Origin of the sequence: Streptomyces hygroscopicus subsp. hygroscopicus (assembly GCF_030269125.1) — a bacterium.
GTDB classification, from domain to species: Bacteria; Actinomycetota; Actinomycetes; order Streptomycetales; family Streptomycetaceae; genus Streptomyces; species Streptomyces hygroscopicus_C.
The window spans coordinates 503,225-517,476 of the sequence record NZ_BSSM01000003.1 but is presented as its reverse complement, the minus strand read 5'-3'; the positions used below and the strand labels follow the sequence as shown (position 1 = coordinate 517,476).

Here is a 14,252-nt window from a genome sequence, read left to right as displayed (position 1 = left end):
TCGCCAGAACATGTCTTAGGTAGGACGCAGTGTAGTTGACATGGGTAACCTAGTTGTCATCAGGTTAGCCGCTTGAGGCAGGGAAAAGGGCGAGGGGCCGACCAGCCGGGCGGCCCCTCGCCTGGAACGGTGCGTGGCGTCACGCACCGGCCGGGTGAACGGTCAGCAGGTCCGCCAGATCGATGCGGGTGAGGAACTCGCGGCGGATCCGGTCGGCGACCTTCGAGACCTCCTCGGAGCCGTCGTTGGCCGGGTCGATGTGCACGCGGTAGGGACGCTTGCCCTCGGGCAGGGCCACGATGCGGGCGATCTCGTCGGAGACCAGCGATGCCTCGGCGCCCTCCGGGGCGAGCGCGGCCAGCTTCTGGGAGACCTGCTGGAGCAGGCCCGGGTACTTGGTCTCGTACTCCACCTCGACGGCGCCGTCGGCCGGGTGGCCCGAGTGCGCGAAGTGGTTGGTGCCACTGGTGAAGGAGCCGGGAACCACGATGGAGGTCTCCACGCCCCATCGGGCCAGCTCACCGGCGTAGCTGACGGCGAGGGAGTCCATCGCGGCCTTCGCGGCGAAGTACGGGGCGAGGTAGGGCGGAGTGCCACCCTTGACGCTGGAGCTGGAGACCCAGACGACCAGGCCGCGGCCGGCCTCGCGCAGGTGCGGCAGCACAGCGCGGTTGACCCGCTGCGTGGAGAGCACGTTGATGTCGTACAGCTGGGCGAACTGCTCCGGTGTGAAGGCCTCGGCGGGCCCGGTGACCATGTGACCGGCGTTGTGGATCACGACGTCGATACGGCCGTGCTCCTCGATCACCTGCTTGATCGCCGAGTCGACGGACTCGTCGGAGTTGACGTCCAGTTCGATGGAGCGCAGGTCGGCTCCGTGCTCCTCGGCGTAGTCGGCGGCCGCCTGCACCTGCGGCGCGTTCCGGCCGGCGGTCTCGCGCATACCGGCGTAGACGGTGTTGCCGGCGTCGGCCAGGGCGCGGGCGGTGAGGGCGCCGAAACCGCTGGAAGCACCGGTGATGACGACGATGTTGCTCATGGGAATCTCCTTGACCGCGAAGGCGGTTTGTCAGGGAAGTGAGGGAGGACGTCGCTGAGAGAGCGAGCGCGGAGGGGGTGGGACGCGGCCCCGGGCCGGCGGGGGCGGCCGTGGGAGGCGGCAGGCAGGAGCCCGTGGGACCAGGAGCCGGTGGGATCGGCCGGCACTCGCCGGACGGCTCCGCGGGGACCGGCAGGGGCGGCCGGTCGGGTACCGGTGAGCCGGCGAGTCAGGCGCGGAAGCCCTCGGTCAGATGATGCCGCCGTTGGCGTAGATGGTCTGGCCGTTGATCCAGCGCGCCGGGCCGGCCAGGAAGACGATGGCCTCGGCGATGTCGTCCGGGGTGCCGATGCGCTCCAGCGGGGCCGCCTTGGCGAGGTTGTCGAGCGCCGCCTGGTCCTTGCCCTCCAGGAACAGCGGGGTGGCGGTCGGGCCGGGGGAGACGGCGTTGACGGTGATGTCCTTGCCGCGCATCTCGCGGGCGAGGACCAGGGTCATCGCCTCGACCGCGCCCTTGCTCGCGGCGTAGGCGCCGTAGGTGGGGAACTGCAGGCGGGTGAGGGACGACGAGAGGTTGATCAGGGCACCGCCGCCACGCAGCCGCCGTGCCGCCTGCTGGGAGACGACGAAGGTGCCGCGGATGTTGGTGCGGTGCATGCGGTCCAGGTCGTCCAGGTTGAGCGTGGCGATCGGCGAGAGGAGCATGATGCCCGCCGTGTTGACCACGACGTCGATACCGCCGAACTCCGCCTCGGTGGCGTCGAAGGCCGCTGCCATGGCCTCCTCGTCGGCCACGTCGCCGCTGACGGCGATGGCCTTGCCGCCCTGGGCCTTGATGGCCGCCACCGCTTCGTCCGCCTTGGCCTTGTTGCCCACGTAGTGGACGGCGACGGCGTAGCCGTCCTTCGCCAGGCGGTCGACCACGGTGAGGCCGATGCCACCGGTACCGCCGGTGACCAGCGCGACGCGGGTGTTGGTGTCCGTCATATCAACCAGTCCTTCGAGTGATGTGGCAGCTGCTCGGCACGCGTTCGCGCTTCGTCATCGCTGCTGTCGCTTTGACGTGAACAACGATAACAGAGCTACGGATCGGCGACAACAGCTTTCCGTGAGCACCGATAACAACGTCGAGTGGAGGGTCCGGAAGATGCTGGATCCGAGCCCCTCGGCGCACGACCAAGTCTTCCTTGGTCACTTTCCGGCCACCATCAGGCAGACCGTGCAGCGGATGTGTGGCCTGCCCACATTCCTGTGTGGGGTTGGCCCGACAGTCGGGCAGTCGAAGGCGTAAGGCGGCAGCGCAGGATTCACCCCGCGGCGGTCAGCTCCCGCAGCCGCCTCAGCGCCCGCTCGCTCGGGGAACCCAGCTCCGTCTGGTAGACGAACAGATGCTGTCCGGGAGCGCCGTCGATGTCGAAGATCTGGTAGCCCAGACTGAGATCGCCGACGAGCGGATGGTGCAGACGCTTGACGTCGCTCGTCTTGTCCCGGACGTCGAAACCGCACCACAAGCGGTGGAACTCGGCGTCGGCGGACAGTTCCCCGACCAGTTCGGCCAGCCGGGGGTGGTTCGAGGAGGCGCCCGCCGTGGCACGGAGCCAGGCGACGCCCGCCTCGGCGACCAGCTGCCAGTCCCGGTAGAAGGTGCGGGCCGCCCTGTCGAGGAAGGTGAACCGAACGAGGTTCCCGTGAGGCAGGACCGGACCGTACAGGGCACGCCCGAGGGCGTTGGCGCAGAGCACGTCGAGGCAGGACCCGAGGACCAGGGCGGGGGTGGTCTCCCAGGCGTCGATCAGCCGGGTCACGTGCGCGGAGACCTCGGCGTCCAGCACGGCGGGCTCACCCTGGTCCCGGACCAGAGCGCGCATGTACCGGACGGCGTCGGGATTCAGCCGCAGCGCGTGGGCGAGGGCCTGGAGCACCTGGTCCGAGGGGTATCTCTCCCTGCCCTGTTCCAGGCGGGCGTAGTACCCCTCGCTGAGGCCGGCCAGCCGGGCGGCCTCCTGCTGCTTGAGTCCGGGGGTACGGCGCGTGGCGTCGTCCGGCAGCCCCGCCTCCCGAGGGGAGACGGCAGCCCTGCGGGCGCGCAGGAAGCGGCCGAGCTGGTTGACGCTGTCCATGTGCGCCAGGCTACTCGGGCCACGAGTCACCGGTGGAGAAAATATGCATGACAAACGCACGCATGACACCGGCCGGGCAGACGACGGGCCGGAGTCCCTGCGTGGTGGATGACGTCGCCCACGGTGGCCTGGAAGGCGCTTGGCGAGGCGGTCCAAGAAGGCGCCTCCAGGCGCGGGCGGCGCCGTCTCATTCTGCGGGCACCAGGTTGCCCGACACTCCGGTGCTGGTCACCGTGGAGAGACGCCGACCGGGCGACGTGGTCCAGGGAAACACCGCACACCGGACCGTACGGCCGGCGGAGGAGGTTCTTCGACATGACCCGCGAGCAGCCCTTCGTCTCCGGCGCGCAGGAGCGGACCTTCGCCTTCGACGGGCACGGGAGATCGGTCGGGACGCGAGGCGGGCTGCCGGGGGACGGGCTCGGGAAAGCGCCCGCCCACCTCTTCCTCGCCGAACTGCTCGACCGGGCGGGCTGTGACGCGTCCGCGGTGCTGCAACTCGACGTCTGGCGCGACACGTTGCACACGCACGTCGCCGTCGCAGGAACGGCGCCCACCACCGAGTTCGCGCGCGCCCAAGCCGCCTACGCACGCTCGGCGTTCGAGCACGCGCCCGCCGGAATCGAGCTGTACGACACGGACTTGCGCGTGCTGCGCAGCAACGCGGCCGCTCTGCGCATCCGGGGTCGACCCGCCTCCGAGGTCCTGCACCGCACCGCGGCCGACCTGGACCCCAGTCTGCCGACGAGCCGTCTGCTCCACGAGGTGCTGAACGGCCCCGAGCAGGTGGCCGAGCGTTTCGTGAGCGTGCCGACCAAGGGCGGCGGACACCGCGTCCACCGGGTCACCGCCCTGTGCCTGCGCGACGGCGCCACGGTGGTCGGAGCTGCCACGCTCTTCCACGACGTGACGAGTGAGGCACGCTCGCGCGCGGCGGAACGGCTGCTGGCGGCGGCGCACCGCGCGATCGGCACAACGCTCAGCGCGGTCCGCACCAGCCAGGAAGTGGCCACGACCCTCACCCAGGACTTCGCCGATGCCGTGTCGGTCGACCTGGTCGATGCGGTCCTGCACGGGGCGGATCCGCCTGGCGCGCCGCTCGACGCCTCGACCCCCCTGCGCCGTACGGCGTTCGCCGCCCCCGGCGGGCTGGCCGGCGTCTACACCGTGGGAGAGCCCAGCAACTTCGTCTTCCCCACTCCCTACACCCAGGTACTCACCGACCTCACTCCCCGGCTGGTCGACCCCTCCGGCGCCCTCTCCGACTGGCTCATGCACGACGCCGCGCGCGCGGGCGCGCTGCGCGCGGCACATATCCACTCGCTGATCGTCGCCCCGCTCACCCACCAGCACCGGGTCCTGGGGCTGGTCTGTCTCTACCGCGGGCCGCGGCATCCCGCGCCCTTCGACACGCAGGACGTCGCACTGGTCGAGCAGGTCATGGCGAAGGCGTCGGCGCACGTCGAGAACGCGCGCAGGTACATGCGCGAGCACACCACGGCGGTCACCCTGCAACAGCGGCTGCTCCCCCGGTCGCTGCCCGAGGTGACGGCGGTGAGCACGGCCCACTTCTGGCTGCCGGAACCCCGGCGGACCGCGTGGTTCGACGTCCTGCCGCTGTCGAGCGCCCGGGTCGCGCTGGTCATCGGGGACGTTCCCGAGCAGGGGCTGGACGCCTCGGTGGACATGGGGCGGCTGCGGACCGCGGTGACGACACTCGCGGCCCTGGAACTGCCACCGCAGGAGGTACTCGCCCATCTCGACGACGTCGTGCCGCGGCTGGCCCTGACCGGGACGACGGACGCCGACCCGGACATGGGACTGCGGACAGAGCGAGCCCGCTGCCAGTACTGCGTCTACGACCCCGTCTCCGGTGACCTTTCGGTGGCCTCGGCCGGGTGGCCCGCCCCGCTGGTGACGGCGCCCGACGGCAGGGTGCGCGAACTGCCCGTACCCCCTGGCCCGGCGCTCGGCGGCGGCACCGGTTACGAGGTCGCCCGCACGCGACTGGAACCGGGCAGCGTGCTGACGCTCTACTCGGCCTCACTCCTGCCCGAGTCGCCGCACGACGATCCCGCCGCCCTGCTCAGACAGGCGGCGGCAGCCGCGCCGGGCGACGCCCGGAACACCTGCGACTCCGTCGTGTACCGGACGATGAGCGGCTCACGCAAGCGGGGCGCCGCCGTGCTCACCGCGGTGGCACACCGGCTCCCCGCCGAGAATGTCAGCACGTGGACGGGCTCCCGCGAACCGGCCGACGTGGCCGCGTCCCGACGGCGGGTTCGCGCACAACTGGCCGACTGGGGGCTGGCCGATCACTCCTTCGCGACCGAGACGATCGTCAGCGAACTGGTCACCAACGTGCTGCGGCACGCCTCCGGGGCGCCGCAGGTCCGGCTCATCAAGGACAGCGGCCTGACCGTGGAGGTCTCCGACCGTTCCGCGACCGCGCCCCATCTGCGGCATGCCCGGACCCAGGAGGAGAACGGCAGGGGGCTGTTCATCGCGGCGGCGCTGGCTCGCCGCTGGGGTACCCGCTACACCTCGGACGGCAAGTGCATCTGGGTGGAGCAAGACCTGACTGGTACAGACGTCATATGAGTGCCGTATCCGCATCACACTTGCTCTCATCAGTTGAACCGTCACGGACTAGGATGCTGTCATGAGTGAACCCTTGCGAGCCGTGCTCGGAGAAGACCAGGCCATTGTGCGCGAGGGCATCGCGACCATTTTGCGTAACGCCGGCATCACCGTGATCGCGGCGGTGGACAACGCGGTGGACCTGGTGCGGGTCGCCAAGGAAGAGCGCCCGGACGTCGTGATCACCGACATCCAGATGCCGCCCAACCTCGCGGCGGACGGCCTGGAGGCCGCACAGGAGATCCGCAGCGCGCAGCCGGAGACCGCCGTCATCGTGCTCTCCCAGTTCCTCGACGCCTCCTACGCGCTCGATCTGGTCGGTGACGATCCCAGCGGCGTGGGCTATCTCCTCAAGGAGAAGGTCGCGAGCCCACAGGTCCTGACCGACGCCGTGGAGCGGGTGGTGGCCGGCGGGTCTGCGCTGGACCCCGACGTGATCTCCACTCTCGTCGGGCGCAAGCGCAAGGAAGATCCGCTGGCGGCACTGACGCCCAAGGAACGGGAGGTGCTGGCGCTGATGGCCGAGGGACACTCCAACAGCGGCATCGCCCGCAAGCTCGTGGTGACCGTACCCGCCGTGGAGCGCCATGTGACGGGGATCTTCATGAAGCTCGGTCTCAGCCAGGCGACGTCCAGCCAGCATCGGCGGGTGCTGGCCGTGCTGCGCTATCTCAAGCAGTAGAGCCGAGCCGCGCGGAGTTCAGGCGGTCGGACCGAAGATCGCCTTCAGGTCGGCGTCGAACAACCGGTCCTTGGCGATGAAGGACTCGATCCCCGCCTGGCGCAGTTCGTCCGCCGACCAGAACGACTGCTCGGTGGAGGTGAGCACGATCCGCGGCGGCCGTGTCTCCGCCCGCAGCATGCGGGCGACAGCCACTCCGTCGTGATCAGGCAGGTGCAGATCAAGCAGAAGACCGTCCGGCCGGTGTTCGCGTACCGCTGCCAGGGCCGAGACGCCGTCCTCCGACTCGGCGACGACATGCATACCGCGCGCCGTCAGCAGCATCTTCGCGATGCGACGGAACCCAGGGTCGTCGTCGACGACCACGATGTTGACGGACATGTCATCCAGGATGCCCGGCGTCGCGCGGTCCGGGCCATAGGGGCAGCCCCACGGTTTGCGGTTCATTCCGGTACGGGAATCTCCGCACGTACCGAGGTGCCCCGACCCGGCGGTGAGTCGATGACGAGAATCCCGTCGAAAGCGCTCACCCGGTCGCCGAGGCCGGTGAGACCGCTGCCGGCTCCGTGCGCCACGCCTCCGATTCCGTCGTCGGCGACCTCGATGCGCAGGACACCCCCCAGCTCGATCCGTATGCGGATGTGCGAGGCGTCCGCGTGTTTCACCGCGTTGGTCAGTGCCTCCGCGATCACGAAGTACGCGTTCGACTCGACCTCGACCGGCAGCCGGCGCAGGTACTCCCCCTCCACGGTCGTCGGCACGGCGCAGCGCTCGGCCAGGGACTCCACTGCCGCCATCAGTCCCTTGGCCTGGAGAACGGAAGGGTAGACGCCGTAGGCGAGCTCGCGCAGCTCGTCGATCGCGGTCTGGGCGTCGGTGACGGCCTGGTCGAGGAGCGCGGCGGCGTCGGTAGCGGCGTCCGGCAGCAGGTCACGGGTCAGGCGCAGGCCGATCAGCAGGCTGACCAGCCGTTGCTGAGCCCCGTCGTGCAGATCACGGGCGGTCTGCCGGCGCACCGATTCGATGCTCTGCATGATCCGGCGCTGCGCGGCACGCGACTCGTCGGCACGGATGCGGGCCGCGTCCCGTTCCCGCCGGGCTCGTTCCAACTCACGGTTCTCGGTCGCGTCGAAGAACGAGTAGACGACCCCTCGCCCTTCCCGCAGATCGATGGGAGCGGCCCACCAGGAGGCGGGGAAGAAGGAGCCGTCACGCCGCTTGAACCACTCGTCGTTGCCGTGAGCCGGGATTCCGGTCGTCGCCGGTTGGAGCATCGGACACTCGGAAGCCGGGAAGGGGGTGCCGTCCGGCCGGTGGGGGTGCAGCGTCTCGTGGCTCGACAGACCCACCAGTTCCTCGGCGTCGTCATAGCCGAGCGCCGCCACACCCGCAGGATTGGTGTAGAGGATGCGCCCCTGGTGATCGACGACCCAGACGACCTGCGAGACGCTGTCCAGGATGGCGGGCAGGACCATCTGGATCGATTGCACTCTGGAACTCCTCTGCTCAGCCGCGGACTTTCAAGACATACCGCGACAACCGGCACAAGACCAGGCCGCACCTTCCTAGGCCGCCCGACATCTGCTTCTCCTGCACAAACCCTCGCCCAGGCGGCTCGGTTCAGGGCAGGATGGCGTCCACGTAACCACCGTCGACACGCAGCGCGCCGCCGGTGGTCGCCGATGCCTGCGGGGAACTGAGGTAGACGACCATGTGGGCGATCTCCTCGGGTTCGATCAGCCGTTGCAGCAGGGACTGCGGCCGGTACTCGCGCATGAACACGCGCTGCGCCTGCTCCCAGGGGAGCGAGCGGTCGACCAGCCCGTACACGAAGTCCTCCACTCCCCCGGTACGGGTGGGTCCGGCGATCACCGAGTTGACCGTGACCCCGGTCCCGGCCGCCTTCTTGGCGAAGCCGCGGCTGACCGCGAGCAGCGACGTCTTCGTCATGCCGTAGTGAATCATCTCCGCGGGGACGACCACGGCCGAGTCACTGGCGATGTACTGGACGCGCCCCCAGCCGCGCTCGGTCATCGACGGCAGGTACATCCGGGTGAGCCGTACCGCGGCCAGCACGTTGACCTCGAAATAGCGCCGCCACTCGGCGTCGTCGATCTCCAGGGGGTCGGCGGAGCCGAAAACGCCCAGGTTGTTGACCAAGATGTCGACCTGTGGAAGGACTTCGGCGAGCCGACCGGCGCCCTCCTCGGTACTCACGTCGGCGACGGCCGGCACCAGGTCCGCCCCCGGTACCTCACGGGTCAGCCGGTCGACGGCCTCCTCGACCCGCTGCTCGCCGCGGCCGTTGACGGCCACCCGTGCGCCGGCCCTCGCCAGTTCCTTCGTGATGGCGGCGCCGATGCCCTGGGTGGAGCCGGTGACCAGAGCCGTCCGGCCCGTGAGATCGATGTGCATGTCCCGCCGTCCTCTTCCCGCTCGTTCGTGTGCCTCGGCGCACCTGTACCCGCGGGAGAACGTCTGGCACGGCCGCCCTCGGCAGACGGACCAACGGACGGGACAAGTCGCCGGACAGCACGAGATGTACACCTCGCGGGGGCGCTGTCCGCCGACCCGTCGCACACCGAGGTGGGCGCTGCCCCCACGACAACACCGCAACTCGGCGACGGCGGAACGACCCGGACGGGGGGTGTCCGGACGTTCCGCCGTTGCATGAAGCATAGGGCCGAGACATCACTTGGTGAGTGTACGTGATACGTACACTCGGACGACTGATATTGATGTCACGTGTCTTTCTCTGGCCGCATGATTGTCAAGTGTGGTTACCATCCCCCTCCTGGGGATGTCCCCAGGAGAAGGCCGTGGCACCCATAGGGCCTGCCCCATCGCACGGTGCTGGTCCGCGAGGAATCCTGGAATCCATCGCGTCGGCCGCGCGAAGGCGTCCGGCTGCCGGAGCGTTCCCCGACCCGGCAGCCGGTCGTCACCAAGTACGAGCGAGGGATCGAAGGTGTTCAACCATGCCAACTGAGCGCGCTCTTCTGGCCGGCGGCTGTTTCTGGGGCGCCCAGGAACTCCTGCGGGGCCTTCCCGGTGTCCTGCGTACCCAGGTCGGTTACACCGGCGGTGACACGCCGAACGCTACCTACCGCAACCACGGTGACCACGCGGAGGCAGTGGAGGTCGTCTTTGACCCCGAGGTGCTCACCTACCGCGAACTCCTTGAGTTCTTCTTCCAGTTCCACGACCCGACCACCATGAACCGGCAGGGCAACGACATCGGACGCAGCTACCGCTCGGCCGTCTTCTACACGAGCGAGGAACAGCGCCGAACCGCTCTGCGGACGATCGCCGACGTCGACTTCTCCGGCCGGTGGCCGGGCAAGGTGGTGACCGAGGTCGTACCGGCCGGCCCCTTCTGGTCGGCCGAGGAGGAGCACCAGGACTACCTGCGCAAGCACCCCGGCGGCTACACCTGCCACTGGATACGGCCCGACTGGCGGCTCCCCGCCGAGGACGGCCGGCTCACCCGGGCCTCCGGACAACCGCACGGCCAGCCGCCGACAGCGGCCTGACCCACCGTCGGCCGCGGCGCACAGTGGGGACACCTGGGCTTCCGCGGCTTGGGTCACCGGGCACTCGTGAGGGAAGGGAAGGGTGCCCGGTGACCCCCTCCATCCGACCCGCCTCCCTCCCCCTCCGAAGGAGAAGACCAGCCATGACGGAATCGCGTCCGCCGTTCCCACCGTTCGACCGCGACAGCGCCTGGGCCAAGGTCCAGTCCGCCGAGGACGCCTGGAACACCCGGGATCCGCGCAAGGTCGCCCTCGCCTACACCCCGGACTCGATATGGCGCAACCGGGACGAGTTCGTCACGGGACGTGAGGCGATCATCGCGTTCCTCACCACCAAGTGGGAGCGCGAACTGGACTACGTCCTGCGCAAGAGTCTGTGGGCGTACGACGCCAACCGCATCGCCGTGCGTTTTCAGTACGAGTGGCACGACCGCGAGGGCCGGTGGTTCCGCAGCTACGGCAACGAACTGTGGGAGTTCGACGACAACGGACTGATGCGCCGGCGTGAGGCCAGCATCAACGACGTGGAGATTCCCGAGTCCGACCGGCGCTTCTTCGGGCCACGGTCGGAGGCCGAGCGCGGCCCCGATCACGACTTCCCCATGTACTAGGGCGACCCGCCCTGTTCATGCGATCCACCTGTCCCCCACCGCACCGAGAGAAACCTGCATGCCCCGCGTGTCGAGAACTCCGTGGACATGGGCCGTATTCGCAGTCTTCGGCCTATGGCTGGGGGTGATCTGCTACTGCATCGGGCAGCAGAACGGACGTGCTCCCGCCCCGCGTGGTTCAACCTCCGTGTCCCGGCTGCGCGGTGAGGCGGCCGCGGCCGTGCAGAACCGTGACGCGGCCGCCTTCGAGCGGCTCTTCCGCACCGACAGCGCGGGCCCGCACTACGCGCGTCAGTACTTCGACGAGTTGTTCGCGGGCCCGGTGGCCGGGCTGAGCGTCACCGTGGTCGACCGCCAGGCTCTGCGATTCCTCGTGCTCCGCGGCGAGTCGACGGGTGGCTCGCTCTGCTCGTCCTGGACGATCCAGTACCTCGACGGTCGCAGTGTCCTGACCACGGTGCCGCCGTTGAGCGATCCGTGCGCGACGTCGGTTTCAGAGCAGAACCCGCCGTTCGCCACTGTAGATGTTCATGGAGTCGCCGCGTAGGAAGCCCACGAGCGTCATCCCGGCCTCCCCAGCCAGCTCGCACGCCAGGGACGACGGGGCGGAGACCGCCGCGAGCACCGGAATGCCGGCCATGACGGCCTTCTGCACCAGCTCGAACGACGCCCGTCCCGACACCATCAGGACGGCCCGGGACAGCGGCAGCAGCCCCTTCTGAAAAGCCCGCCCGACCAGCTTGTCCACGGCGTTGTGCCGGCCGACGTCCTCCTGGAGGTCCAGCAGGACACCTCGCTCGTCGAAGAGCCCTGCCGCGTGCAGCCCGCCCGTCCGCGAGAACACCTTCTGCCCCTCCCGCAGCCGGTCCGGCAGGGTCGCGAGCAGTTCCGGGGACAGGGCGAGGGCGGGATCGTCGGACAACTGCCAGCGCGCGGTGGTCCGTACGGCATCGAGACTTGCCTTGCCGCACAGGCCGCACGAGGACGTCGTGTAGAAGTTGCGTTGCAGTGTGAACCGCTCGACGGAGACTCCGGTGGCTGTCCGTACGTCCACCACGTTGTACGTGTTGCGTCCGTCCTGCGTGGCACCGGCGCAGTAGGTGATGGTCCGCAGGTCCTCAACCGAACTGAGCACCCCCTCGCTGACCAGGAAACCGGCCGCCAGCGCGAAGTCGTCGCCGGGGGTGCGCATGGTGATGGCCAGGGCCTCCCCGTTCAGCCGGATCTCCAGCGGCTCTTCGACGGCCACCGTGTCCGCCCATACCGAGACATTCCCGTGGCGCACCCTGACGACCTTGCGGTTGATCGCGGCTCTCCCCATGACCGGCACGTCCTCACCATGTGTCGAATGGCCTTCGCACGCACTCGGCACGTCTCCGTAGGGGTCCGGGCGTGGTGAGACAGCGGGCGTCCGGCGCTTACGTGCGTACCTGCCGGACTGGTTACCGCCGGTCTCTTCGGCCGGAGAGGTCGTGGCGTAAGAAGCCTGCCGCGCGACCGCCTGCCTCACCGTGGACGGGGATCACGCTTCCCTGGACAACCCGGCCCCTCCCACGGAGCACGGCGAGCACTGCGTCGTACCCCGTCAACGTAGGCAGGGACCCGGCGCACGGGCATCCGTCATTTGACGGCGTCCGCGCCGGACGCACCGCACCCGGCCACCACCGGACGAAGCACATATTCGTGCGATGCCCGCACCTGCCCCGGGCGGACACACTGCGGGACAGTGGCGAAAGGAGTCGCGGTGAGTCCCCAGCTTCGCACCACCGTCCAGCCGGACGCACAACGTGCCACCGGCCAGGACCCAAAACGGTGGCACGCCCTCTGGGTCACGCTGGTGGCCGGTTTCATGATCCTGCTTGATGTGACGATCGTGTCCGTGGCCCTGCCGTCCGTGCAGCGCGACCTGGGCGCAACACCGTCATCCGTCCAATGGGTCGTGTCGGGGTACGCGCTCACCTTCGCGCTCGCCCTCGTGGTGGCCGGGCGGCTCGGAGACGCCGTCGGCCGACGCCGCATCTTCCTCGTCTCCCTGTCGGCCTTCGTGGTGTGCAGCGCGGCGGTCGGCGCGGCCCCCAGCATCGGTCTCGTGGTGCTCGCACGGCTGCTCCAAGGAGTCTCGGCCGGCTTCATGGCACCACAGAACTCGGCCCTGATCCAGCAGCTGTTCACGGGTTCGGAACGGGCGCGGGCCTTCGGTCTGTTCAGCGCGACGGTGGGCATCTCCAGCGCTGTCGGACCCATTACGGGCGGCGTCATCCTCGCGCTGGCCACAGGCACACACGGCTGGCGCTGGATCTTCTACGTCAACGTCCCCATCGGTGTGGCGGCGGTGCTCCTCGGCCGCCGGCTGCTGCCCCGGTCGTCCCCGGGTACCCGGGGACACCTGGACCTCGCCGGCGTCGGTCTGCTGGGCACCGGTGTCCTCGCGCTGATGCTGCCGCTCGTACAGGCCGACTCCGGAGGTCCGCGCCGGCTGTGGTGGCTTTTCCCCGTCGGTGTGCTACTGCTTTACGGCTTCGCCCGCTGGGAGGACCGGGTCTCCGCACGCGGTCTGGAACCCCTGGTGGCACCCCGGTTGATCCGTGGCGTCCGCGGGTACGCGGCGGGAGCCGCGCTGGCCACCGTGTACTTCGTGGGTTTCAGCGGCATCTGGCTGGTGTTCGCGCTCTATTTCCAGGACGCACTGGGGTACTCCCCTTTGCAATCGGGCCTCGCGGTGACTCCGTTCGCCATAGGCAGCACGGTGGCCGCGGTGGTGGCCAGCCGTCTCGTGGAACGCCTGGGGAGGCTGCTGACGGTGCTGGGGCTGGTCGCGGTGACGGCAGGCCTGACGGCTGTCGCGCTGCTGCTGTGGCTGGTACCGCCGGGAACAGCGATCTGGGCGCTGGTGCCTGCGCTCCTGGTGAGCGGTATCGGCAGTGGCTTCGTCATCTCCCCCAATGTGACGATGACCCTGCGCGAGGTGCCGGTCAGCATGGCGGGGGTCGCGGGCGGCGCGCTCCAGACCGGCCAGCGGCTGGGCGCGGCCGTCGGTACGGCGGTTCTTCCCGGGCTGTACTACTTGGTGAAGGGTGACCACGACGGCCCGTCCGCCGCGGTCGCCCTGTCGGTGAGTGCCGGCATTCTCGCGGTCCTGGTCTCTCTCGCACTGGCGGTGACGGACTGGCGTACCGATCGGCGTGAGGGACGGCAGGCGGCGCCTCCGCCCTCGGCCGACGAGGCCCACCCGGGCTGAGCCATCCGGTCCCCTGTCACCGCTCACCGAGTGACAGGGCCTACCGGTCGGCCGTGGCCGCCTCCGCCTCGTACCGCTCGACGATGTCCTGGCGGACCAGGCCCCGGGTGTTGACCTCGATGCCCTGTTTCCGGGCCCATTCCCTGATCCGGGCGGCTTTCGACGTGTCACCGCGCTGCGGCGTCCGGCGGCCTTTGGGAGCGCCCTGGCGGCGGGCTGCCTGGACGAAGGGTGCGAGTGTGTCAAGAAGTCGCTGATAGCTCTCCGGAGCCAGGTCTATGTCGTAACTGACGCCGTCGACACTGAACGAATGCGCCGAGATGTTGTCGCCGGTTTTCCCCGTGAGATCATCCGTGTAGATGGTGACGGTGGCCCGTGCCATTGAGCAT

Annotated in this window: 14 protein-coding genes; 6 read left to right on the top strand and 8 right to left on the bottom strand. The window is 69.4% G+C overall.

Going from position 1 to position 14,252, the window contains the following annotated elements; genetic code table 11:
• Positions 1-139 precede the first annotated feature (139 nt).
• The 3 genes from QSK45_RS10440 to QSK45_RS10430 all read right to left on the bottom strand — a co-directional run bounded on the left by QSK45_RS10440 (position 140) and on the right by QSK45_RS10430 (position 3,159).
• Complete coding sequence (locus QSK45_RS10440; protein WP_285555414.1) at positions 140-1,039, bottom strand: SDR family oxidoreductase; 900 nt, start codon at positions 1,037-1,039, stop codon at positions 140-142.
• 249 nt (positions 1,040-1,288) lie between these two features.
• Entirely contained in the window at positions 1,289-2,026 is a 738-nt protein-coding gene (locus QSK45_RS10435) for an SDR family oxidoreductase (RefSeq protein WP_285555412.1), read from the bottom strand.
• A 320-nt stretch (positions 2,027-2,346) separates the two neighbouring features.
• A complete protein-coding gene (locus QSK45_RS10430) occupies positions 2,347-3,159 on the bottom strand; it encodes a helix-turn-helix domain-containing protein (RefSeq protein WP_285555410.1) in 813 nt (270 codons plus the stop codon).
• Positions 3,160-3,474: 315 nt separating this feature from the next.
• Here QSK45_RS10430 and QSK45_RS10425 point away from each other — a divergent pair, with 315 nt between their 5' ends.
• Positions 3,475-5,760 carry an ATP-binding SpoIIE family protein phosphatase gene (locus QSK45_RS10425; protein WP_285555409.1) on the top strand — a complete coding sequence of 762 codons (2,286 nt, stop codon included), beginning with the start codon at positions 3,475-3,477 and terminating at the stop codon, positions 5,758-5,760.
• 61 nt (positions 5,761-5,821) lie between these two features.
• Complete coding sequence (locus QSK45_RS10420) at positions 5,822-6,481, top strand: response regulator transcription factor (protein WP_285555407.1); 660 nt, start codon at positions 5,822-5,824, stop codon at positions 6,479-6,481.
• A gap of 18 nt (positions 6,482-6,499) precedes the next feature.
• Here QSK45_RS10420 and QSK45_RS10415 read toward each other — a convergent pair whose 3' ends face one another.
• The 3 genes from QSK45_RS10415 to QSK45_RS10405 all read right to left on the bottom strand — a co-directional run bounded on the left by QSK45_RS10415 (position 6,500) and on the right by QSK45_RS10405 (position 8,896).
• Entirely contained in the window at positions 6,500-6,862 is a 363-nt protein-coding gene (locus QSK45_RS10415; RefSeq protein ID WP_285555405.1) for a response regulator, read from the bottom strand.
• 62 nt (positions 6,863-6,924) lie between these two features.
• Complete coding sequence (locus QSK45_RS10410) at positions 6,925-7,971, bottom strand: sensor histidine kinase (protein ID WP_285555403.1); 1,047 nt, start codon at positions 7,969-7,971, stop codon at positions 6,925-6,927.
• Positions 7,972-8,101: 130 nt separating this feature from the next.
• The gene (locus QSK45_RS10405) at positions 8,102-8,896 is read right to left on the bottom strand and encodes an SDR family NAD(P)-dependent oxidoreductase (RefSeq protein WP_285555401.1); all 795 of its coding nucleotides are present in this window, start codon (positions 8,894-8,896) and stop codon (positions 8,102-8,104) included.
• 563 nt (positions 8,897-9,459) lie between these two features.
• On the opposite strand from QSK45_RS10405, the gene msrA reads away from it, so the two are divergent.
• The 3 genes from msrA to QSK45_RS10390 all read left to right on the top strand — a co-directional run bounded on the left by msrA (position 9,460) and on the right by QSK45_RS10390 (position 11,172).
• Positions 9,460-10,014 carry a peptide-methionine (S)-S-oxide reductase MsrA gene (gene msrA / locus QSK45_RS10400; RefSeq protein WP_285555399.1) on the top strand — a complete coding sequence of 185 codons (555 nt, stop codon included), beginning with the start codon at positions 9,460-9,462 and terminating at the stop codon, positions 10,012-10,014.
• Positions 10,015-10,157: 143 nt separating this feature from the next.
• Positions 10,158-10,625 (top strand): nuclear transport factor 2 family protein, encoded by a 468-nt coding sequence (locus QSK45_RS10395; protein ID WP_285555397.1) that lies wholly within the window; start codon positions 10,158-10,160, stop codon positions 10,623-10,625.
• Positions 10,626-10,812: 187 nt separating this feature from the next.
• A complete protein-coding gene (locus tag QSK45_RS10390) occupies positions 10,813-11,172 on the top strand; it encodes a hypothetical protein (RefSeq protein WP_285555395.1) in 360 nt (119 codons plus the stop codon).
• On the opposite strand, the gene fdhD is transcribed toward QSK45_RS10390, so the two are convergent.
• Positions 11,119-11,946 (bottom strand): formate dehydrogenase accessory sulfurtransferase FdhD, encoded by an 828-nt coding sequence (gene fdhD, locus QSK45_RS10385; protein ID WP_285555394.1) that lies wholly within the window; start codon positions 11,944-11,946, stop codon positions 11,119-11,121. The two genes, QSK45_RS10390 and fdhD, sit on opposite strands and share 54 nt — an antisense overlap.
• A 423-nt stretch (positions 11,947-12,369) precedes the next feature.
• Here fdhD and QSK45_RS10380 point away from each other — a divergent pair, with 423 nt between their 5' ends.
• Positions 12,370-13,863 (top strand): MFS transporter, encoded by a 1,494-nt coding sequence (locus QSK45_RS10380; protein WP_285555393.1) that lies wholly within the window; start codon positions 12,370-12,372, stop codon positions 13,861-13,863.
• Positions 13,864-13,903: 40 nt separating this feature from the next.
• Here the strand turns inward: QSK45_RS10380 and QSK45_RS10375 are convergent, their stop codons facing one another.
• On the bottom strand, positions 13,904-14,245 hold the full coding sequence (locus QSK45_RS10375) for a histone-like nucleoid-structuring protein Lsr2 (protein WP_285555391.1): 342 nt from the start codon (positions 14,243-14,245) through the stop codon (positions 13,904-13,906).
• Between the last annotated feature and the right edge of the window lie 7 nt (positions 14,246-14,252).

Excerpts from the sequence above, each read along its gene's own strand:
- QSK45_RS10440 (WP_285555414.1), bottom strand. The coding sequence starts at position 1,039 with ATGAGCAACATCGTCGTCATCACCGGTGCTTCCAGCGGTTTCGGCGCC.
- QSK45_RS10435 (WP_285555412.1), bottom strand. The coding sequence starts at position 2,026 with ATGACGGACACCAACACCCGCGTCGCGCTGGTCACCGGCGGTACCGGT.
- QSK45_RS10430 (WP_285555410.1), bottom strand. The coding sequence starts at position 3,159 with ATGGACAGCGTCAACCAGCTCGGCCGCTTCCTGCGCGCCCGCAGGGCT.
- QSK45_RS10425 (WP_285555409.1), top strand. The coding sequence starts at position 3,475 with ATGACCCGCGAGCAGCCCTTCGTCTCCGGCGCGCAGGAGCGGACCTTC.
- QSK45_RS10420 (WP_285555407.1), top strand. The coding sequence starts at position 5,822 with ATGAGTGAACCCTTGCGAGCCGTGCTCGGAGAAGACCAGGCCATTGTG.
- QSK45_RS10415 (WP_285555405.1), bottom strand. The coding sequence starts at position 6,862 with ATGTCCGTCAACATCGTGGTCGTCGACGACGACCCTGGGTTCCGTCGC.
- QSK45_RS10405 (WP_285555401.1), bottom strand. The coding sequence starts at position 8,896 with ATGCACATCGATCTCACGGGCCGGACGGCTCTGGTCACCGGCTCCACC.
- msrA (WP_285555399.1), top strand. The coding sequence starts at position 9,460 with ATGCCAACTGAGCGCGCTCTTCTGGCCGGCGGCTGTTTCTGGGGCGCC.
- QSK45_RS10395 (WP_285555397.1), top strand. The coding sequence starts at position 10,158 with ATGACGGAATCGCGTCCGCCGTTCCCACCGTTCGACCGCGACAGCGCC.
- fdhD (WP_285555394.1), bottom strand. The coding sequence starts at position 11,946 with ATGGGGAGAGCCGCGATCAACCGCAAGGTCGTCAGGGTGCGCCACGGG.
- QSK45_RS10375 (WP_285555391.1), bottom strand. The coding sequence starts at position 14,245 with ATGGCACGGGCCACCGTCACCATCTACACGGATGATCTCACGGGGAAA.